Genomic DNA, 19,661 nt, shown 5'->3' on the forward strand with positions numbered 1-19,661 from the left:
CCCCCCCCCCCCCCCCCCCCCGCCTCCAGCTGTCGGTACCGTTGGTCCGTGCCACGCTTCCTCGTCGTCCTCGATGCCGACTCCACGCTGCTCGAGGACGAGGTCATCGAACTGCTCGCCGACCACGCCGGGACCCGGCCACAGGTGCAGGCGGTGACGGAGCGCGCCATGCGCGGCGAGATCGACTTCGCCGAGAGCCTCCGGGAGCGGGTCGCGACCCTGGCGGGCCTCCAGGCCGGCGTCTGCACGCGCGCACAGCAGGCGGTCCGCGTCACGCGCGGAGCCGAGGAGCTCGTCCGGGGCGTCCACGCCGCAGGTGGCACGGTCGGCGTCGTGTCCGGCGGCTTCCACGAGGTGCTCGACCCCTTCGCCGCGCGCCTCGGCCTCGACCACTGCCGGGCGAACCGTCTCGAGGTGGTCGACGGCGTGCTCTCCGGTCGGGTGCTCGGTGACGTCGTCGACGCCGAGGCGAAGGCCGAGACCCTGCGTGCGTGGGCCGGGGCGGACGACGTCCCGCTGTCGCGCACGGTCGCGGTCGGCGACGGCGCCAACGACCTGGTCATGATGGGTGTCGCCGCCCTGGGCGTGGCCTTCGACGCGAAGCCGCTGGTGCGCGAGCGGGCGGACGTGGCGGTCGTCGACCGCGACCTGTCCGCGGTGCTCGCGACGCTGGGCCTGCGGGGCTGAGCCACACGCGCCGCGGAGCCGAGTCTCGCCTCCGCGGACACGTTCGCGGACTCCACGTCGCGAACGTGTCCGCCATGCCGAGTCTCGAGGACGGTCCGAGCGGGCCGCCGGTCGGTGTCCGGGGCTAGTGACCCATCCCGAGACCGCCGTCGACCGGGATCACCGCACCCGAGACGTACCCGGCACCGTCGCTCGCCAGGAAGAGCGTGGCGTCGGCGACGTCGTCGACCGTGCCGTAGCGCGCCGCCGGGATCTGCTTCTTGAACTCGGCCTGCAGCTCCTCGGGCAGGGCTGCGGTCATGTCGGTCTGGATGAACCCCGGCGCGACGACGTTGGCCGTGATGCCGCGCGACCCGAGCTCGCGCGTGATCGAGCGCGCCATGCCGACCAGGGCAGCCTTGGACGAGGCGTAGTTGACCTGACCGACCTGTCCGTAGGCGCCCACGACGCTCGACATGAGCACGATGCGGCCGAACTTCGCCTTCATCATCCCCTTGGTCGCGCGCTTGACGACCCGGAACGTGCCGGTCAGGTTCGTGTCGACGACGCTCGTGAAGTCCTCCTCGGACATGCGGAGCAGGAGCTGGTCGTTCGTGATGCCCGCGTTGGCGACGAGGACCTCGATCGGCCCGAGCTCGGCCTCGACCTGCGTGAAGGCCGCGTCGACCGAGGCGGAGTCGGTGATGTCCGCGGCGACGGTGAGCGCCCCCTCGGGTCCGCCCTGGCCGCTGCGGGAGGTCACGGCGACCCGGTGCCCGGCGGCGACGAAACGCGCTGCGAGGGCGTGCCCGATGCCGCGGTTGCCGCCGGTGATGAGGACGGTACGGGGGGTGGTCATGATCGCTCCGTTCGAGTGGTGGTGACGCGGTGTCCGCCGACCTGACGGCCGAGCCGTGGGCCGCTGGACACGCCCGGACGAGCGTACCGGAGCCGTTCCCCGCAGCTGTCCCCCGCGCGGCGGGGCAACTGTCGGTGGTCCGGGCTTAGGCTTGACCCTGGCGAATGGAAGAACACCGTATGAAGTCGACGCAGCGCCGGTTCCACGCGACGCACACCCACTCCGGGTCCACGCAGAGCATCACGTCCCTGCCGGACTCCCCCGAGCTGGACCGGGCGCACCGCCTGTCCAAGTACGTCTGGCAGATGGCCGTGCGCGTGGTGTGCTTCATCGGCGCCGTCCTCGTGTGGACGACCTGGCACACCTGGCTCGCGGTCATCCCGATCGTCCTCGCCGCGGTCATCCCGTGGGTCGCGGTCATCCTCGCAAACGCCGGCAACCACGCCGAGAGCGACATCGTCGCCCCGGCCGGAGCCATCGAGCTCTACGACGCCGTCGACCCCCGCCTCCGCGAGCAGCAGGAGGACGCCCGGGCCGAGGCCTACCGTGCCGAGCAGGAACGCCTCCGCGAGCAGGCCCAGCACGCGCAGGAGGAGTGGCAGCGGAACGGCGACCGCTCCCGTGTGTGGTCCGCGAAGTCCCGGACGCGCCGCTGATGGGGGCGACGTTCGACCTCTTCACGGAGCCCGGCGCGACACCGGTCTGCTCCCGGGCCGGCTGCACGAACACCGCCGAGTGGCGGATCAACTGGCGGAACCCGCGCATCCACGCCGTCGACCGCGTGAAGATCTGGGCGGCCTGCGAGGAGCACTGCGACTTCCTCGCCGACTACCTGCGCTCCCGCTCCTTCCCGGTCCGGGTGACCGGGATGCACGAGGACGTCGACAGCCTCGACGACGTCCGTGCGCGGGAGGACGCCCCGAAGAACGACGTCGGGGTGCGCTCCAGCGGCACCGGACGATGACGGACGAGTTCGACCCCAGCGCCCGCTACGGCCGGCAGCACGCCGCGAAGCTCCAGCGCGACGCCGCTCCCGGGTCCGTCCACGCGGACACCACCGACGGCCCGACGGTCGGCTGGCGGTTCGTCCGGAGCCGCCGCTGGCTCGGGTACTTCGCGATCGCCGTGGCCTTCGCGATCATCTGCACGCTCTTCGGGATGTGGCAGTGGGACCGGCGCAACGAGGCCGTCCGGCAGAACGAGCAGATCGCGCAGAACTACGACCACACGCCCGTGCCGCTCGACCAGGCGCTCCCCCGGGCCTCGTCCTGGACCGACGACCAGCAGTGGCTCCGGGTCGAGGTCACCGGTCGGTACGACGTCGACGACCAGCTCCTCGTCCGCAACCGCGTGCACAACGGCCAGCCCGGGTTCGAGGTCCTCACGCCGCTCGTCACCGCCGACGGTCGCGCGTTCGTCGTCGACCGCGGGTGGGTGCCGACCGGCAACCGGCAGGACGCGCCGGACGGCGTCCCCGCTCCGCCGAGCGGACAGGTGACGGTGATCGCACGCCTGCAGCAGAGCGAGCCGCGCATCCCCGGCCGCACCGACCCCTCGCACACCGACCAGGTGCAGTCGGTGACGCTCGCCGACGTCGCGGGCAAGGTCGACGCCCCGATCTGGACGGGCGCGTACGGCCAGCTCGCCTCCGAGTCCCCCGCTCCTGCGGAGGCCCGGCCCCTCGGGTGGGACCGTCCGTCCGCGGACACCGGTCTGCACCTCAGCTACTTCATCCAGTGGTTCCTCTTCGCCGCCGGAGGATTCGGCTTCCTGGCCTACGTGATGGTGCAGGAGTACCGGAACCTCAACCAGGACGACCCCGAGGAGCGCGAGCGTGCCCTCGAACGGCAGCGGCGGAAGGACGCCAAGCCGAGGTCCGACGACGAGGTCGAGGACGAGCTGCTCGGCGCGCACCGCTGACGGGTCGCGACCCCGGGACGGACGGGAGGCGCGGTGCCGGCCGGCACCGTCCTCCCTCGCAGGCTCGGTCGGCGCGCCCCGCGCAACGCTCCGCGTTGCCGTCGAGCGGTGCGCGCCCGTCCGTCAGGGGGTCGCTACGCCAGCTCGATGAGCTCCGCGTAGTCCTTGTTCCAGTGGTCCTCGGTACCGTCCGGCAGCAGCAGCACCCGCTCGGGGTTGAGCGCGTCGACCGCACCGGCGTCGTGGGACACGAGCACCACGGCGCCCTCGAAGCCGGCCAGCGCGTTGAGGATCTCCTCGCGCGACGCCGGGTCGAGGTTGTTCGTGGGCTCGTCGAGCAGCAGCACGTTCGCGCCCGACACGACGATCATCGCGAGCGACAGCCGGGTCTTCTCACCACCGGACAGGACGCCGGCCTTCTTGTAGCCGTCGTCGCCGGTGAACAGGAACGAACCGAGCACACGACGGGCCTCGGTCTCGTTGAGGTCCGTCGACGCCGACACCATGTTCTCGATCACCGTGCGGTTCACGTCGATGTTCTCGTGCTCCTGCGCGTAGTACCCGATCCGCAGGCCGTGCCCGGGCAGGATCTCGCCCGTGTCCGGTCGGTCCGCACCGGCCAGGATCCGGAGCAGCGTCGTCTTGCCCGCACCGTTGAAACCGAGGATCACCACGCGCGACCCTCGGTCGATCGCCAGGTCCACCCCGGCGAAGATCTCGAGCGAGCCGTACGACTTCGACAGCCCCTCGGCCATCAGCGGAGTGCGACCGCACGGTGCCGGCGTGGGGAAGCGGATCTTCGCGACGCGGTCGGCGACGCGCTCGTCCTCCAGTCCGGCGAGCAGCTTGTCCGCGCGCGCGACCATCTGGTGCGCAGCGGCAGCCTTCGACGCCTTCGCGCCGAAGCGGGCGGCCTGGTCCTTCAGGGTCGCCGCCTTCTTCTCGGCGCCGGCGCGCTCCTTGCGGCGGCGCTCCTCGTCGGCCACGCGCTGCCGCTGGTAGAGCTTCCACCCCATGTTGTAGACGTCGATGGTCTGACGGTTCGCGTCCAGGTAGAAGACGCGGTTGACGACCTCGTCCACCAGCTCCACGTCGTGGGAGATGATGATGACGCCGCCGGGGTAGGTCTTCAGGTGCTCGCGGAGCCACACCACGGAGTCGGCGTCGAGGTGGTTCGTCGGCTCGTCGAGGATCATCGTCTCGGCGTCCGAGAACAGGATGCGGGCGAGTTCGATGCGCCGGCGCTGGCCACCCGACAGGGTCTTCAGCTGCTGGTCGAGGATGCGGTCCGGCAGCTTGAGGTTCGATGCGATCGACGCCGCTTCCGCCTCGGCGGCGTACCCGCCGAGCGCGTTGAACTGGTCGTCGAGTCGGCTGTACCGCCGCATGGCCTTCTCGGCCACGTCGGCGTCGTCGCTCGCCATGTCGAGCGTCGCCTGACGGATGCCCTCGACGAGCTCGCCGAGACCACGGGCGTCGAGGATGCGCTTGCGCGCGGTGTCCTCGGGGTTGCCCGAGCGCGGGTCCTGCGGCAGGTAGCCGATCTCCCCCGAGCGCTCGATCTTGCCGTCGGTCGGCTGCGACTCGCCGGCGAGGGCCTTCGTCATCGTGGTCTTGCCGGCGCCGTTGCGCCCGACGAGCCCGATCTTGTCACCCTTCTCGACGCGGAAGGACACGTGCTCCATGAGGAGGCGAGCGCCTACGCGGATCTCGAGGTCGTGCACGGCAAGCACAGGAGGACGTCCAATCAGTTGGTGATGTGCACAACGACGTGTGCGGGAGGTGCACCGCTACGCTGACGGGACCGATGGTCCTCGAACGGGACCAGCAGTCCATTCTAGGAGAATCCATGACGAACGCCACCGGGTTCGCTCGCCGCGCAGTCCTCGCCGACCGTCTTCGCACCTCGGGGCTCGCCACCGACGCCGCCCTGGTCGCCGGCGGCGCGCTGTTCACCGCCGCGATGGCACAGCTCCAGGTGCCGATGTGGCCGGTCCCGATCACCGGGCAGACCCTGGCCGTCGTGCTCGTCGGCGCCACGCTCGGCGCCCGACGCGGCATGCTGTCGCTGCTCGTCTACGCCGTCGCGGGCCTCGCGGGCGCACCGTTCTTCGCCGAGTTCTCCGGTGGCCTCGCGGCCCTGGCATCGCCGAGCTTCGGCTACGTCATCGGATTCGTGCCGGCCGCCGGCCTGGTCGGCTGGCTCGCCCGCCGGAACTGGGACCGGAAGGTCGGGCGTGCCACGGTCGCGATGCTCCTGGCGACCGCCGTCCCCTTCGTCACGGGCCTGCCCTGGCTCGCGGTGGTGCTCGGTCAGCTCGGTGCGCCGAACGACCTCCAGTCGGTGCTCGCCGCCGGCCTCTACCCGTTCATCGTCGGTGGAGTCGCCAAGGCCCTCATCGCCGCCGGTGTCCTGCCCCTGGCGTGGAAGCTGGTCGGCCGCCGCTGACGCACCCGCACGACGACGGGCCCCGCACCTGCTGGTGCGGGGCCCGTCGCTGTTCCGACCCGGGCTGCTGTCTCCCGCCGCGAGCGAGCACGACACGCCGCGCGACGAACGCCGGGCGGGCGATGGGCGTCACGGGGACCGGTCGAGCGTGACGGATCGTGCGCACTCGGCGTGGCGGGCGCACCGCACCGACGACGGACGGGAGGCGCGGTGCCAGCTGGCACCGCGCCTCCCGTCCGTGTGTCGTGTCGGCTAGATCGAGAAGCCGAGCGCGCGCATCATCTCGCGTCCGTCGTCGGTGATCCGCTCCGGACCCCACGGCGGCATCCACACCCAGTTGATGCGGAACGCGTCGACGATGCCGTCGAGCGCGTTGGCGGTGTCGCCCTCGATGACGTCGGTCAGCGGGCAGCCCGCGCTCGTCAGCGTCATGCTGATCACGAGGGCGTTCGCCTCGTCGTCCATCGCGAGGTCGTAGATGAGGCCGAGGTCGACGATGTTGACGCCGAGCTCCGGGTCCTGGACCTCCTTGAGGCCCTCGACGACCTCGTCGAACTTCTCCGGGGAGAGTGCGGTGATCATCAGTTGCCCGCCGCTGCGGCCTGCACGTAGCGGTCGTAGCCCTCGTTCTCGAGGCGCTCGGCCAGCTCCGGACCACCCTGCTCGGCGACCTTGCCCGCGACGAACACGTGGACGAAGTCCGGCTTGATGTAGCGGAGGATGCGCGTGTAGTGCGTGATCAGCAGGACACCGAGGCCGGTCGCTGCCTTCGCGCGGTTGACGCCCTCGGACACGATCTTCAGCGCGTCGACGTCGAGGCCGGAGTCGGTCTCGTCGAGCACGGCGAACTTCGGCTTGAGGAGCTCGAGCTGCATGATCTCGTGGCGCTTCTTCTCGCCGCCGGAGAAGCCCTCGTTGACGTTGCGCTCGGCGAACGACGAGTCCATCTTGAGGTCGGCCATCGACTGGCGCAGGTCCTTGACCCACCCGCGGAGTGCGGGGGCCTCGCCGTCGATCGCGGTCTTCGCGGTACGGAGGAAGTTCGACACCGTGACGCCGGGGATCTCGACCGGGTACTGCATCGCGAGGAACATGCCGGCGCGGGCGCGCTCGTCGACGCTCATCGCGAGGACGTCCTCGCCGTCGAGCGTGATCGAGCCGCCGGTGACGTTGTAGCGCGGGTGACCGGCGATCGTGTAGGCCAGGGTGGACTTGCCGGAGCCGTTCGGCCCCATGATCGCGTGGATCTCGCCCTCGTTGATGGTGAGGTCGACGCCCTTCAGGATCTCCTTGGTGCCCTGGTCGGTGTCGATCGAGACCTGCAGGTCATGGATTTCGAGAGTGGACATTGCGTTCCTTCGGTTACAGCTGCTGTGCGGCGTCAGCCGCGCGGGAAGAGTGGTGGTGTCGCTCAGTCGACGGGGACCGGGTCGTGCACGTCGACGTAGACGTCGCCGTCACGGACCTCGACCCGGAAGACCGGCACCGGTTCGTACGCCGGGAAGTTCTGCGGCTTGCCGGTGGCCAGCGAGAAGCGCGACCCGTGGGCCCAGCACTCGAGTGTGTCGCCCTCGACGAAGCCCTCGGCCAGGGAGATGTCCCCGTGCGTGCAGGTGTCGCCGATCGCGTGCACGGCCCCGGCCGAGTCCTTCACGATCGCCACGGCGGTGCCGTCCACGACGACGCGCATCGGGCTGTCGACGGCGATCTCCGACTCAGCGCAGACCTTCTCGGCCATCAGGCTTCCGCCTGCTCGGCCTCGGGCTCCGCAGCGGCGACCGCGGTCCGGCCGTCGGCGAGCTCCTGCTCGACCGCGGCGATCAGGCGCTCCTCGAGCTCGGGCGCGCCGATCTTCTGGATGACCTCGACCAGGAAGCCGAGCACGACGAGGCGCCGGGCTTCCTCCTCGGGGATGCCACGAGCCTGCAGGTAGAAGAGCTGCTCGTCGTCGAAGCGACCGGTCGCACTGGCGTGCCCGGCCCCCTCGATGTTGCCCGTCTCGATCTCGAGGTTCGGGATGCTGTCCGCGCGCGTGCCGTCGGTGAGCACCAGGTTGCGGTTCTGCTCGTACGAGTCGGTGCCGTCGCCGGCGCGCCCGATCAGCACGTCGCCGATCCAGACCGTGTGCGCACCCTCGCCCTGCAGTGCGCCCTTGTAGTTGACGCGGCCACGGGTGTTCGGGGCGTCGTGGTTCACGTACACCTGCTGCTCGATGTACTGCCCGGCGTCGGCGAAGTACACGCCGTACATCTCGGTGTCCGCACCCTGCGCCCCGAGGTGCGTCGAGGGGTTCACGCGGACGACGTCGCCGCCGAGCGAGACCACGACGTGCTTGAGGAAGGCGTCGCGACCGACCTCGGCGAACTGCGTCGACACGTGCACCGCGTCGTCGTCCCAGTCCTGCAGGCTGACCACCGTGAGCCGTGCGCCGTCACGGACGACGATCTCGACGTTCTCGCTGAGGAGCGCCGACCCGCGGTTGTCGATGACGACGATGCCCTGGGCGTGCTGCTCGGCCGTGATGACCGTGTGCGCCGCGCGGGCCTTCGTGCCGAAGTCCGAGCGGGTGATCGAGATCGACTCGTGCGCCTCGGTCGCCTTGACGGTGACCTTCAGCACCGCGTCGCGGGCGGTCCAGGCCGCCGCGGCCGCGCGGTCCTCGGGCAGGCCGGCGGTGCCGACGACCGGGTCGTCGCTGCGACCCCACTCGACGTCGGCCCCCTCGGTCTGGCGGGCCAGGAACGGGTAGGCGGAGCCGTCGAGGCCACCCTCGAGCAACGGCTGGAGCTTCGCGAGCGGCGCGAACTTCCAGTTGACCTCGCGGCCGGTCACCGGCGGGAACGCGTCGAGGTCACCGGACTGCGGCCGCTCGGACCGGGTCTGGACCGGGACCTTCGCGTCCCAGCCGCCGTCGGAGTGCGCGCGGGCACCGTGCTGGTCGGTGCCCTGCGTGCTGCGTGCGGACGGAGCCTGCTGGCCCTGTGCGACGGCCGAGGGCTCGACCGGCTGGTCGATGCGCGGTGCGGGGGTGGCCCCGTCGGTGGGTGTCGGGTTGGTGCTGGTGTTCGACATCTAGCCGACGGATCCTTCCATGCTCATCTCGATGAGCTTGTTGAGTTCGAGCGCGTACTCCATCGGGAGCTCGCGGGCGATGGGCTCGATGAACCCGCGGACGATCATGGCCATGGCCTCGTCCTCCGGCATGCCGCGCGACATGAGGTAGAACAGCTGCTCCTCGCTCACGCGGGAGACCGTGGCCTCGTGGCCGAGCTGGACGTCGTCGACGCGGATGTCGATCGCCGGGTACGTGTCGCTGCGGCTCACCGTGTCGACGAGCAGCGCGTCACAGCGGACCGTGTTCGCGGCGTGGTGCGCGGCCGGGTCGACGCGGACCTCACCGCGGTAGCCGGCGCGGCCGCCGCCACGGGCGATCGACTTCGAGACGATCGACGACGTCGTGTACGGCGCCATGTGGATCATCTTCGCGCCGGCGTCCTGGTGCTGGCCCGGACCGGCGAACGCGACGGACAGGGTCTCGCCCTTGGCGTGCTCACCGGCGAGGTAGATCGACGGGTACTTCATCGTGACCTTCGACCCGATGTTGCCGTCGATCCACTCCATCGTCGCGCCCTCGTGCGCGATCGCGCGCTTGGTGACGAGGTTGTAGACGTTGCTCGACCAGTTCTGGATCGTCGTGTAGCGCACGCGGGCGTTCTTCTTCACGATGATCTCGACCACGGCGGAGTGCAGCGAGTCCGACTTGTAGATCGGCGCCGTGCAGCCCTCGATGTAGTGGACGTAGGAGTCCTCGTCCGCGATGATCAGCGTCCGCTCGAACTGGCCCATGTTCTCGGTGTTGATCCGGAAGTAGGCCTGCAGCGGGATCTCGACGTGCACGCCCTTCGGGACGTAGACGAACGAGCCGCCGGACCACACGGCGGTGTTCAGCGCGGCGAACTTGTTGTCGCCGGCCGGGATCACCGAGCCGAAGTACTCCTCGAAGAACTCCGGGTGCTCGCGGAGCGCCGTGTCGGTGTCCATGAAGATGACGCCCTGCTGCTCCAGGTCCTCGCGGATCTGGTGGTAGACGACCTCGGACTCGTACTGGGCGGCGACACCGGCGACGAGGCGCTGGCGCTCCGCCTCGGGGATGCCGAGGCGCTCGTAGGTGTTGCGGATGTCCTCCGGCAGCTCTTCCCAGGTCTGGGCCTGCTTCTCGGTGGACTTCACGAAGTACTTGATGTTGTCGAAGTCGATGTCCGACAGGTCGGCACCCCAGGACGGCATGGGCTTGCGGTCGAACAGCGTCAGCGCCTTGAGGCGGAGCTTGTGCATCCACTCGGGCTCGTTCTTCCGGGCGGAGATGTCGCTGACCACCTCGTCCGACAGACCACGGCGCGCGGACGCGCCGGCCGTGTCGGAGTCGGACCAGCCGAACTCGTACTGGCCGAGCCCTTCGAGTTCTGGACGGTCGATGAGCACGTCGGACATGGTCTCCTCGTTTCCTTCTCGCGGCAGCGTCTGTCGGGACAACCCGTGACGTCCGGACGCCATTCCACCGCGGACCTCCGACAGGAGTCCCACGGCGTTGCTGCCTCGCAACGTCGATGGTCCCACGCAGTCGTCCGACCGATCGGCGATCACGGCCCATTCGGAGCCGGCGCCTGCCTAGACTTGACTGCTGCTGAACCCTCGAATCCTACAGGTTCACCGCACGGAACAACAGGAAGGCACCACCCTCGTGACTCGCGTCGGACCCACCGTCGAGCAGGGCGTCCGCCCCGGCACCCGCACGCCGCGGTGGTGGTCCCTCCCCCGCGCCGTCGACCCCCGCGTGATCTGGCTCGCCTGGGCGTCCTTCGTCGTCGAGGTGGTGCTGATCGGCACCGGCGGCCTCGTCCGCCTGACGGCGTCCGGGCTCGGCTGCCCGACGTGGCCGAAGTGCACCGCCGAGTCGCTCGTGTCGACCCCGGAGATGGGGATCCACGGCGTGATCGAGTTCGGGAACCGTCTGCTCACCTTCGTGCTGGTGGTGGTCGCGGTCGCGATGTTCCTCGCCGTCGTCCGCATGCGCCGCACGCGCCCCGAGCTCTTCTGGCTCGCCTTCGCCCAGTGCATCGCGATCCCCGTGCAGGCGGTGATCGGCGGCCTCAGCGTCCTCACGAACCTCAACCCGTTCGTCGTCGGGCTGCACTTCGTGGTGTCGACGACGCTCGTCGCGGTGACGGCGACGCTCGTGTACCGCTCGATGAACGGTCCGCGCACCGCGGTGCGGCTCGTCCCGGGCTGGTACACCGGCCTCGTCCGCGGCACCGTCGTCGCGGTGGTCGTCACCGTCCTGGTCGGCATCCTGACCACGGGCTCCGGGCCGCACGCGGGTGCGAGCGAGGCGGTCGACGGTGGCCGTCTGCACCGCACCGGGTTCGACCCGCAGCTGATGGAGCACCTGCACGCCATCCCGGCCTACGCGCTGTTCGCGCTGACGCTGGCGCTCGTCGTCGGCGCGGTCGTCCTCCGGCTGTCGAGCCGCTGGGCCCTCGTCCTGCTCGTCGTCGAGTTCGTGCAGATCGCCGTCGGCCTGACCCAGGCGCGCACGGGCCTGCCGGTCGGCCTGGTGGGGACCCACATGGTGCTCGCCGGACTCCTCGTCGGTGCGGTCACCGTCGTCGTGCTCAGCACGCGCGGCAGCGCCGGTCGCCAGGCCGCGCGGGAGCGCATCACCGCCTGACGCGGTCGTCCGCCGCCCTCCGACGTCCCACGCGTCGCCTCCGTCCCGAGCGCCGACGCGTGGGACGTCGTCGTCCGCACGGCTCCGGCCCCGTGACCACGCACAGGACGCCGGCGTCGGCGCAGAACGCCTCCGACCACCCGGGACGCCTCCGGATCCGGCACCGTCTCGCGCAGGTGCGACCGTCTCGTGCGGACGCCGCCGTCCCGCGCCTCGGCACCCGGCCGGCCACGGTGCGGACGGGAGGCGCAGCACCGCCCGCCCCGCGCCTCCCGTCCGACGCCCGGTCGCGGCCGCGCGCCAGCCGCGACGTCCCCGTCGTCGTACGACAGCGGCATCGTCGCTGGGCGCACGCGCCCCGCGCAGCCCGCGTCCCCCGCGGCCCGCCGCGACGTCCCCGTCGTCGGACGACAGCGGATCTGTCGCGTCGGCCGACGCCGCCCCGCTCGACGCGGGCACGCACCCCGCGCGCCCGTCCGAGCCGCGCCCACCCGACCCGCGAACGCCCGACCCGGGACCGCCCGACCCGGGACCGCCCGCGCTGCGCCCCGACGCACGGAGCGCCGCCGGCAGACAGGCGGCGCTCCGTGCGCGGGCGACGAACCCTGGCTAGATCGTGAAGGTGAAGACCTGCGGCAGGAGCGGGTCGATGCCCACCGCGATGAACAGCAGCGTCAGGTACGTGATCGAACTGTGGAACACCCGCATCGGCTGGACCTGCTCCACGTGCTGGATCGCCCGCGAGTACAGCCGGTGCGACTCGACGACGAACCAGATGCCCCCGGCCAGGGCGACGACCGTGTACAGCGGCCCCATGTGCGCGACCGGGATGAGCAGCAGCGAGCAGACGAGCGTCGCCCAGGCGTAGAGCACGACCTGCAGCCCGACGACCGTGCGGCCGCGCACGACCGCGAGCATCGGCACGTCGGCGGCGTCGTAGTCGTCGCGGTACTTCATCGACAGCGGCCAGTAGTGCGGCGGCGTCCAGAGGAAGATCACCATGAAGAGGATGATCGGCGCCCAGGTCAGCGACCCGGTGACACCGGCCCAGCCGATGAGCACCGGCATGCACCCGGCGGATCCGCCCCAGACGATGTTCTGCGGGGTGCGGCGCTTGAGCCAGAGCGTGTAGACGCAGACGTAGATCAGGATCGCGACGACGCTGAGCGCGGCGGCCAGCCAGTTCACCAGGAAGCCGAGGACGGCGGTCGACAGGACGGCGAGCGTCCACGAGAACACCAGTGCCTCCTTGTCGGAGAGCTCACCGGTGACCAGGGGGCGCTGGCTGGTGCGCTTCATCAGCCGGTCGATGTCGCGGTCGATGTAGCAGTTGAACGCCGAGGCCGACCCTGCCGACATCGCGCCGCCGAGCATCGTCCAGAACACGAGCCAGAGGTCCGGGACCCCGCGCTCCGCCAGGAACATCGTCGGAGCGGTCGTGACGAGGAGCAGCTCCATGACCCGGGGCTTCGTCAGCGAGACGTACGCGCGGACCTTGCGGGACAGCGTCGAGCGGGGTCGATCGGTGTCGGGCCGGGTCGCGGTGGCAGTCAACAGGGGAACCTCAGTCCGTTCGCGTCAGCTCGCACGCTCGGTGGGCGGCTCCGTCACCGTCGGGGCGTGCGTCGACCCGGAATGCACACGGGTCGACACCAGTTTAGGCCATCGAGGCGCCGCGAGGATGCCCCGCCTCGCCGACCGGGCCGGCTGCCCGACACGGCACCGTCGTCACCTGGACACCTTCTGAGTGCGTGGTCACTATGCTGGACACGCCCTCCCGCATCGTGTGCCCCGAAGACGTCGGCCGCGAAGAGCCGGTCGGCCGCCGCTCGACGGCGACACGACACACGGCCCCGGGACGGCGATCATGTCCGTGCGATGGCACGAGCCCTCGCACATGTCGCAACAACGAAGGGTCAACATCCAAGTGGCTGAATTCACCTGGGACGCCATCGACCGGAAGGCCGTCGACACGGCACGCGTCCTCGCCGCCGACGCGGTCGAGGCCGCCGGCAACGGTCACCCCGGCACCGCGATGAGCCTCGCGCCGGTCGCCCACCTGCTCTTCCAGAAGGTGATGCGTCGCGACCCCAGCGACTCCACCTGGATCGGTCGCGACCGCTTCATCCTCTCCGCCGGTCACGCCTCGATCCTGCAGTACGTGCAGTTCTACCTGCACGGCTACGGCCTCGAGCTCGAGGACCTGCAGCACCTGCGCAAGTGGGGCTCGAAGACCCCGGGTCACCCGGAGTACGGCCACACCGACGGTGTCGAGATCACCACCGGCCCGCTCGGCCAGGGCCTCGCCTCGGCGGTCGGCTTCGGCTACGCGCAGCGCTTCGAGCGCGGCCTGTTCGACCCGGAGACCGCCGACGGCGAGTCGCCCTTCGACCACTTCACCTACGTGATCGCCGGTGACGGTGACATGCAGGAGGGCGTCACCAACGAGGCCGCGAGCCTCGCGGGCCGTCAGCAGCTCGGTCGCCTGGTCGTCTTCTACGACTCGAACCAGATCTCGATCGAGGACGACACCGACATCGCGTTCTCCGAGGACGTCGCGGCCCGCTACGAGGCCCTCGGCTGGCACGTCCAGCACGTCGACTGGAAGAAGACCGGCGAGTACTCCGAGGACGTCGAGGAGCTCCACCGCGCCGTCGAGGCCGCCAAGGCCGAGACGACCAAGCCGTCGCTCATCGTCCTCAAGACGATCATCGGTTGGCCGTCGCCGACCAAGCAGAACTCCGGCAAGATCCACGGTTCGGCGCTCGGTGCCGACGAGCTCAAGGGCCTCAAGGAGGTCCTCGGCTTCGACGCGGACAAGACCTTCCACGTCGACCCGGAGGTGCTCGAGTACACCCGCGGTGCGATCACCAAGGGCCAGGCCGAGCACGCCGAGTGGACGAAGACCTTCGACGCGTGGGCTGCGGCCAACCCGGAGAAGAAGGCCATGCTCGACCGCATCAACGCGGGCGAGCTCCCCGAGGGCCTCGAGGAGGCGCTGCCGGTCTTCTCCACCGAGAAGGCCGTCTCGACCCGCGCCGCCTCCGGCAAGGTCATCAACGCCATCGCGCCGCTCATGCCCGAGTTCTGGGGCGGTTCGGCGGACCTCGCCGAGTCGAACCTGACCACGATCGAGGGCGCGAAGTCCTTCGGTCCGGCCGAGGCGTCGACGAAGACCTGGAGCACCGACCCGTACGGCCGCGTGCTGCACTTCGGCATCCGCGAGCACGCGATGGGCTCGATCCTGTCCGGCATCGTCCTGCACGGGAACACCCGCCCCTTCGGCGGCACGTTCCTCATCTTCAGCGACTACATGCGTCCGGCGGTCCGTCTCGCCGCGCTCATGAAGGCGCCGGCGATCTACGTCTGGACCCACGACTCCATCGCCCTGGGCGAGGACGGCCCGACGCACCAGCCGATCGAGCAGATCACCGCGCTCCGTGCGATCCCGGGTCTCGACGTCGTCCGTCCGGCCGACGCCAACGAGGTGTCGTACGCGTGGCTCGAGATGCTCAAGCACAAGGACCGTCCGGCCGGCATCGCGCTGAGCCGTCAGAACCTCCCCGTCTTCGAGCGTGGCGAGGGCGACGCCTCCGGCGAGACGCTCGCCTCGGCGAAGAACGTCGCGAAGGGCGCGTACGTCCTGGCCGAGGCGCCGAACGGCACCCCGGACGTGATCCTCATCGCGACCGGTTCCGAGGTCCAGATCGCGGTCGATGCGCGTGAGCAGCTCAAGGGCGAGGGCATCAACGCCCGCGTCGTGAGCGCCCCCTCGCTCGAGTGGTTCTTCGAGCAGTCGGAGTCCTACCGCGAGCAGGTCCTGCCGAAGGCCGTCACCGCGCGCGTCTCGGTCGAGGCCGGCATCGCGATGAGCTGGCGCGACATCGTCGGCGACAAGGGCCGCAGCGTGTCGATCGAGCACTTCGGTGCATCGGCCGACTACCAGCGCCTGTTCGCCGAGTTCGGTTTCACCACCGAGCACGTCGTCGCCGCCGCCAAGGAATCGATCGCAGCGTCCTGACCCACGAGGGGCCGGATCCGGTACGCCGGGTCCGGCCCCTCTGCCGGGAGGCACGCGGCGGTCCCGCCACCGCGCCTCCCGGCCCACAGACCACGACACACACGGCCCTGGTCGCCTCCGCGCACCGGGCCGGTCGACGAAAGAAGAAGAGAAACCATGGCTGAGAACACCCCCACCGCCGCCCTCTCCGAGGTCGGCGTCAGCATCTGGCTCGACGACCTGTCGCGCGAGCTGCTCGAGACCGGCAAGCTGACCGAGCTCATCGAGCAGAAGAACGTCGTCGGCGTCACCACGAACCCGACGATCTTCGCGTCGGCCCTCGCCAAGGGCGAGCGCTACGACTCGCAGGTCAAGGAGCTCGCGGCGAAGGGCACCGACGTCACCGAGGCGATCTTCGAGATCACCACGCAGGACGTCGCGAACGCGTCCGACGTCTTCAAGCCGATCTACGACGAGACCAAGGGCTTCGACGGCCGTGTCTCGATCGAGGTCGAGCCGGGCCTCGCCCACGACACCCAGAAGACCATCGAGCAGGCCAAGTTCCTGTTCGAGAAGGTCGGTCGCGAGAACGTCCTCATCAAGATCCCCGCGACGCTCGAGGGCCTCGAGGCCATCACCGAGGTCATCGGTGCCGGCATCTCGGTCAACGTCACCCTGATCTTCTCGCTCGAGCGCTACCGCGCCGTCATCGACGCCTACCTCGGTGGCCTCGAGAAGGCCAAGGCCGCGGGCCACGACCTCTCGAAGATCCACTCGGTCGCCTCGTTCTTCGTGTCGCGTGTCGACTCCGAGATCGACAAGCGCCTCGACGCCGCGGGCACCGACGAGGCGAAGGCCCTCAAGTCGAAGGCCGGCATCGCCAACGCGCAGCTCGCCTACCAGGTCTGGACCGAGCAGTTCGCCACCGAGCGTGCCCTCGGCCTGCTCGAGTCCGGTGCCAACACGCAGCGTCCGCTGTGGGCCTCGACCGGTGTCAAGGACCCGTCGCTGCCCGACACGCTCTACGTGACCGAGCTCGCCGCGCCGAACACGGTCAACACCATGCCGGGCAAGACGCTCGACGCGACGTTCGACCACGGCGAGATCCACGGTGACGCCATCGCCGGCTCGTTCGACGACGCGCAGCAGGTCATGGACCAGATCGCTGCCGCCGGTGTCGACTACGACGACGTCGTCGCGCTGCTCGAGAAGGAGGGCGTCGACAAGTTCAACGTCTCCTGGGGCGAGCTCGTCGACACGGTGAAGACCGCGCTCGAGAACAGCAAGTAAGCACGACCGGAGCCTGCGTCCAGAGGACGGGACCGCCGTCACCCGGACGCAGGCACCCCCGGTCAGGACCCGACCGCCGGAGCCGCGACGCGCCTCCCGGCCGGACCTGACCACCACGACGGCGGAGTCGCCGCTGCCCCCGCAGCGCAGCGCTCCGCCGTCTCCGTTCGACCCACAAGGAGTCCACACTCATGTCACCGGTGGCGATCACCCCGGAGCACAACCCGCTCCGGTTGCCGACCGACCGACGTCTGAACCGGATCGCGGGGCCCAGCACCCTCATCATCTTCGGCGTGACGGGCGACCTGTCCCGCAAGAAGCTGATGCCCGCGGTCTACGACCTGGCGAACCGAGGGCTCCTGCCCCCGGGCTTCGCACTCGTCGGGTTCGCCCGGCGCGACTGGGAGGACCAGGACTTCTCCCAGCTCGTGCACGACGCGGTCCGGGACCACTCCCGCACCCCCTTCGACGAGGCCGTCTGGAAGCAGCTCGAGCAGGGCATCCGCTTCGTGCAGGGCTCGTTCGACGACCCCGAGGCCTTCCTCGAGCTGAAGCGCACCGTCGACGAGCTCGACGCGGAGCGCGGCACGCTCGGCAACCACGCCTTCTACCTCTCCATCCCGCCGAAGATGTTCCCGGTGGTGACCGAGCAGCTCAAGGTCTCTGGACTGACCGAGAAGCGCGAGGGCTCCTGGAGCCGCGTGGTCGTCGAGAAGCCGTTCGGCTCCGACCTCCGCACCGCGCGCGAGCTGAACGCGATCGTCGAGAGCGTCTTCGCGCCCGACGACGTGTTCCGCATCGACCACTACCTCGGGAAGGAGACCGTCCAGAACCTGCTGACGCTCCGGTTCGCGAACCAGATGTACGAACCCATCTGGAACTCGAACTACGTCGACCACGTGCAGATCACGATGGCCGAGGACATCGGCGTCGCCGGTCGGGCCGCGTACTACGACGGCATCGGCGCAGCGCGCGACGTCATCCAGAACCACCTGCTGCAGCTCCTCGCGCTCACCGCGATGGAGGAACCCGTCTCGTTCAAGGCCGCTGACCTGCGCGCCGAGAAGGAGAAGGTGCTCTCCGCCGTGCGCCTGCCCGAGGACCTCGCCACGGCGACGGCACGCGGCCAGTACGACGGTGGCTGGCAGGGCGGCGAGAAGGTCCTGGGCTTCCTCGAGGAAGCGGGGATGGACCCCGAGTCCACGACCGAGACCTACGCGGCGATCAAGCTCGACATCGCGACCCGCCGCTGGCAGGGCGTCCCGTTCTACCTGCGGGCGGGCAAGCGCCTCGGCCGTCGCGTGACCGAGATCGCGATCGTCTTCAAGCGCGTCCCCGAGGACGTCTACGGCAACACGCAAGCACCCCTCGGGCAGAACGCGCTCGTCATCCGTGTCCAGCCGGACGAGGGCGTCACGCTCCGCTTCGGCTCGAAGGTCCCGGGCGTCGGCACGCAGGTGCGCGACGTGACGATGGACTTCGGCTACGGACACGCGTTCACCGAGGCCTCGCCGGAGGCGTACGAGCGACTCATCCTCGACGTGCTCCTCGGCGACCCTCCCCTGTTCCCCCGTCACCAAGAGGTGGAACTGTCGTGGAAGATCCTCGACCCGATCGAGGCGTTCTGGGCCACGCAGGGCCAGCCCGAGCAGTACCGTCCCGGCACGTGGGGTCCGGCGTCCGCCGATGCCCTGCTCGCCCGCGACAGCCGGACCTGGAGGCGTCCATGAAGATCGACCTGCCGAACACCACGGTCTCGAAGATCCAGAAGAAGCTCGTCCACATCCGCGAGGAGGGTGGCGCCGTCGCCCTCGGCCGCGTGCTGACGCTCATCATCTCGACCGCCCTCGGGCACGAGGAAGAGGCGATCTCGGCCGCGAACCAGGCGTCGCGCGAGCACCCGATGCGGGTGATCATCGTGTCGAAGAACGACGGCGACACGAAGTCCCCCGGTCGGCTCGACGCCCAGATCCGCGTCGGCAGCGATGCGGGCGCGAGCGAGGTCATCGTCCTCCGTGCGTACGGCGAGACCGCGACGGACGAGGAGAGCCTGGTCACCGGTCTCCTCCTGTCCGACGCCCCCGTCGTCGCATGGTGGCCGCAGGCCGCTCCGGAGCAGCCGGCAGCGTCCGCGCTGGGCCGGATCGCGCAGCGTCGCATCACCGATGCCGCCGCGCAGAAGGACCCGAACAGCGCGATCGAGGCGCTCGGGAAGTCCTACGTGCCGGGTGACACCGACTTCGCGTGGACCCGCCTGACGCTCTGGCGGAACCAGCTCGCCGCGGCGCTCGACCAGCCGCCGTACGAGCCCGTCACCGGTGTCGAGGTGTCCGGTGCGAGCGACAGCCCGTCCACGATCCTGCTCGCCGCGTGGCTCCAGCTGCAGCTGCAGGTGCCGGTGTCCGTCGTCACCTCGCCGCGGGCCACCGGGTCGAGCGGCATCCACGGGGTCAAGCTCGAGCGTGCCTCGGGCACGATCGACCTCGAGCGCTCGCTCGTCGACGTCGCGACCCTGTCGATGCCCGGGCAGCCGACGCACGACCTGTCGCTGCCCCGACGGAACCTGCGCGACTGCCTCGCAGAGGAACTCCGTAGACTCGACGCGGACGTCCTCTTCGGAGACGTCGTCAAGCACGGGGTGCCCCAGCTGCGCGAGTCCATCGCCGGCTGAGCACCGCACACGGCCGGGGTCCGGGCGGCGGTCGACACGACCGCCGCCCGCCCCGGTCGGACCGAAGGCGGTCGCACC

At 70.3% G+C, this 19,661-nt stretch carries 18 protein-coding genes; 10 read left to right on the forward strand and 8 right to left on the reverse strand.

What is annotated here, in order from left to right; genetic code table 11:
- Positions 1-48 precede the first annotated feature (48 nt).
- Entirely contained in the window at positions 49-687 is a 639-nt protein-coding gene (serB, locus tag M3666_RS08615) for a phosphoserine phosphatase SerB (RefSeq protein WP_251155006.1), read from the forward strand.
- A gap of 124 nt (positions 688-811) precedes the next feature.
- Here the strand turns inward: serB and fabG are convergent, their stop codons facing one another.
- Positions 812-1,525, reverse strand: coding sequence for a 3-oxoacyl-ACP reductase FabG (fabG, locus tag M3666_RS08620; RefSeq protein WP_066654398.1), 714 nt, complete (start codon positions 1,523-1,525; stop codon positions 812-814).
- A 179-nt stretch (positions 1,526-1,704) separates the two neighbouring features.
- On the opposite strand from fabG, the gene M3666_RS08625 reads away from it, so the two are divergent.
- The 3 genes from M3666_RS08625 to M3666_RS08635 are packed head-to-tail and all read left to right on the forward strand — an operon-like array spanning position 1,705 to position 3,445.
- On the forward strand, positions 1,705-2,181 hold the full coding sequence (locus M3666_RS08625) for a DUF3099 domain-containing protein (RefSeq protein WP_251155007.1): 477 nt from the start codon (positions 1,705-1,707) through the stop codon (positions 2,179-2,181).
- Positions 2,181-2,489 carry a hypothetical protein gene (locus M3666_RS08630; RefSeq protein ID WP_081985298.1) on the forward strand — a complete coding sequence of 103 codons (309 nt, stop codon included), beginning with the start codon at positions 2,181-2,183 and terminating at the stop codon, positions 2,487-2,489. Before M3666_RS08625 ends, M3666_RS08630 begins: the two co-directional genes overlap by 1 nt.
- The gene (locus M3666_RS08635; protein ID WP_251155008.1) at positions 2,486-3,445 is read left to right on the forward strand and encodes an SURF1 family protein; all 960 of its coding nucleotides are present in this window, start codon (positions 2,486-2,488) and stop codon (positions 3,443-3,445) included. The genes M3666_RS08630 and M3666_RS08635 overlap by 4 nt, the downstream gene beginning before the upstream one ends.
- 134 nt (positions 3,446-3,579) lie before the next feature.
- Here the strand turns inward: M3666_RS08635 and M3666_RS08640 are convergent, their stop codons facing one another.
- Positions 3,580-5,178: an ABC-F family ATP-binding cassette domain-containing protein gene (locus M3666_RS08640; RefSeq protein WP_066654400.1), complete on the reverse strand. Its 1,599-nt coding sequence runs from the start codon at positions 5,176-5,178 to the stop codon at positions 3,580-3,582.
- A 74-nt stretch (positions 5,179-5,252) separates the two neighbouring features.
- Between M3666_RS08640 and M3666_RS08645 the strand changes: the two genes are divergently transcribed.
- The gene (locus M3666_RS08645; RefSeq protein ID WP_308301845.1) at positions 5,253-5,894 is read left to right on the forward strand and encodes a biotin transporter BioY; all 642 of its coding nucleotides are present in this window, start codon (positions 5,253-5,255) and stop codon (positions 5,892-5,894) included.
- A 252-nt stretch (positions 5,895-6,146) separates the two neighbouring features.
- Here M3666_RS08645 and M3666_RS08650 read toward each other — a convergent pair whose 3' ends face one another.
- From M3666_RS08650 to sufB, 5 genes are all read right to left on the reverse strand, one after another.
- On the reverse strand, positions 6,147-6,476 hold the full coding sequence (locus tag M3666_RS08650) for a metal-sulfur cluster assembly factor (protein ID WP_022902786.1): 330 nt from the start codon (positions 6,474-6,476) through the stop codon (positions 6,147-6,149).
- The gene (sufC, locus tag M3666_RS08655; RefSeq protein WP_251155009.1) at positions 6,476-7,243 is read right to left on the reverse strand and encodes a Fe-S cluster assembly ATPase SufC; all 768 of its coding nucleotides are present in this window, start codon (positions 7,241-7,243) and stop codon (positions 6,476-6,478) included. The genes M3666_RS08650 and sufC overlap by 1 nt, the downstream gene beginning before the upstream one ends.
- Before the next feature lie 62 nt (positions 7,244-7,305).
- Complete coding sequence (locus M3666_RS08660; RefSeq protein ID WP_081984870.1) at positions 7,306-7,632, reverse strand: non-heme iron oxygenase ferredoxin subunit; 327 nt, start codon at positions 7,630-7,632, stop codon at positions 7,306-7,308.
- Positions 7,632-8,966: a Fe-S cluster assembly protein SufD gene (gene sufD / locus M3666_RS08665; RefSeq protein ID WP_251155010.1), complete on the reverse strand. Its 1,335-nt coding sequence runs from the start codon at positions 8,964-8,966 to the stop codon at positions 7,632-7,634. Before sufD ends, M3666_RS08660 begins: the two co-directional genes overlap by 1 nt.
- Positions 8,967-10,385 (reverse strand): Fe-S cluster assembly protein SufB, encoded by a 1,419-nt coding sequence (sufB, locus tag M3666_RS08670; RefSeq protein ID WP_066654410.1) that lies wholly within the window; start codon positions 10,383-10,385, stop codon positions 8,967-8,969.
- Between the two features lie 250 nt (positions 10,386-10,635).
- Between sufB and M3666_RS08675 the strand changes: the two genes are divergently transcribed.
- Positions 10,636-11,622: a COX15/CtaA family protein gene (locus tag M3666_RS08675; RefSeq protein WP_251155011.1), complete on the forward strand. Its 987-nt coding sequence runs from the start codon at positions 10,636-10,638 to the stop codon at positions 11,620-11,622.
- 609 nt (positions 11,623-12,231) lie between these two features.
- Here the strand turns inward: M3666_RS08675 and M3666_RS08680 are convergent.
- Entirely contained in the window at positions 12,232-13,176 is a 945-nt protein-coding gene (locus M3666_RS08680) for a heme o synthase (protein WP_066654411.1), read from the reverse strand.
- 373 nt (positions 13,177-13,549) lie between these two features.
- Between M3666_RS08680 and tkt the strand changes: the two genes are divergently transcribed.
- From tkt to M3666_RS08700, 4 genes are all read left to right on the forward strand, one after another.
- Positions 13,550-15,643 (forward strand): transketolase, encoded by a 2,094-nt coding sequence (gene tkt / locus M3666_RS08685; protein WP_209682499.1) that lies wholly within the window; start codon positions 13,550-13,552, stop codon positions 15,641-15,643.
- A gap of 156 nt (positions 15,644-15,799) precedes the next feature.
- The gene (gene tal / locus M3666_RS08690) at positions 15,800-16,912 is read left to right on the forward strand and encodes a transaldolase (RefSeq protein WP_066654417.1); all 1,113 of its coding nucleotides are present in this window, start codon (positions 15,800-15,802) and stop codon (positions 16,910-16,912) included.
- A 191-nt stretch (positions 16,913-17,103) separates the two neighbouring features.
- Positions 17,104-18,642: a glucose-6-phosphate dehydrogenase gene (gene zwf / locus M3666_RS08695; RefSeq protein ID WP_251155012.1), complete on the forward strand. Its 1,539-nt coding sequence runs from the start codon at positions 17,104-17,106 to the stop codon at positions 18,640-18,642.
- The gene (locus M3666_RS08700; RefSeq protein ID WP_066654421.1) at positions 18,639-19,583 is read left to right on the forward strand and encodes a glucose-6-phosphate dehydrogenase assembly protein OpcA; all 945 of its coding nucleotides are present in this window, start codon (positions 18,639-18,641) and stop codon (positions 19,581-19,583) included. The genes zwf and M3666_RS08700 overlap by 4 nt, the downstream gene beginning before the upstream one ends.
- Positions 19,584-19,661: the final 78 nt, after the last annotated feature.

The organism is Curtobacterium sp. ODYSSEY 48 V2 (genome assembly GCF_023712625.1).
GTDB lineage: Bacteria > Actinomycetota > Actinomycetes > Actinomycetales > Microbacteriaceae > Curtobacterium.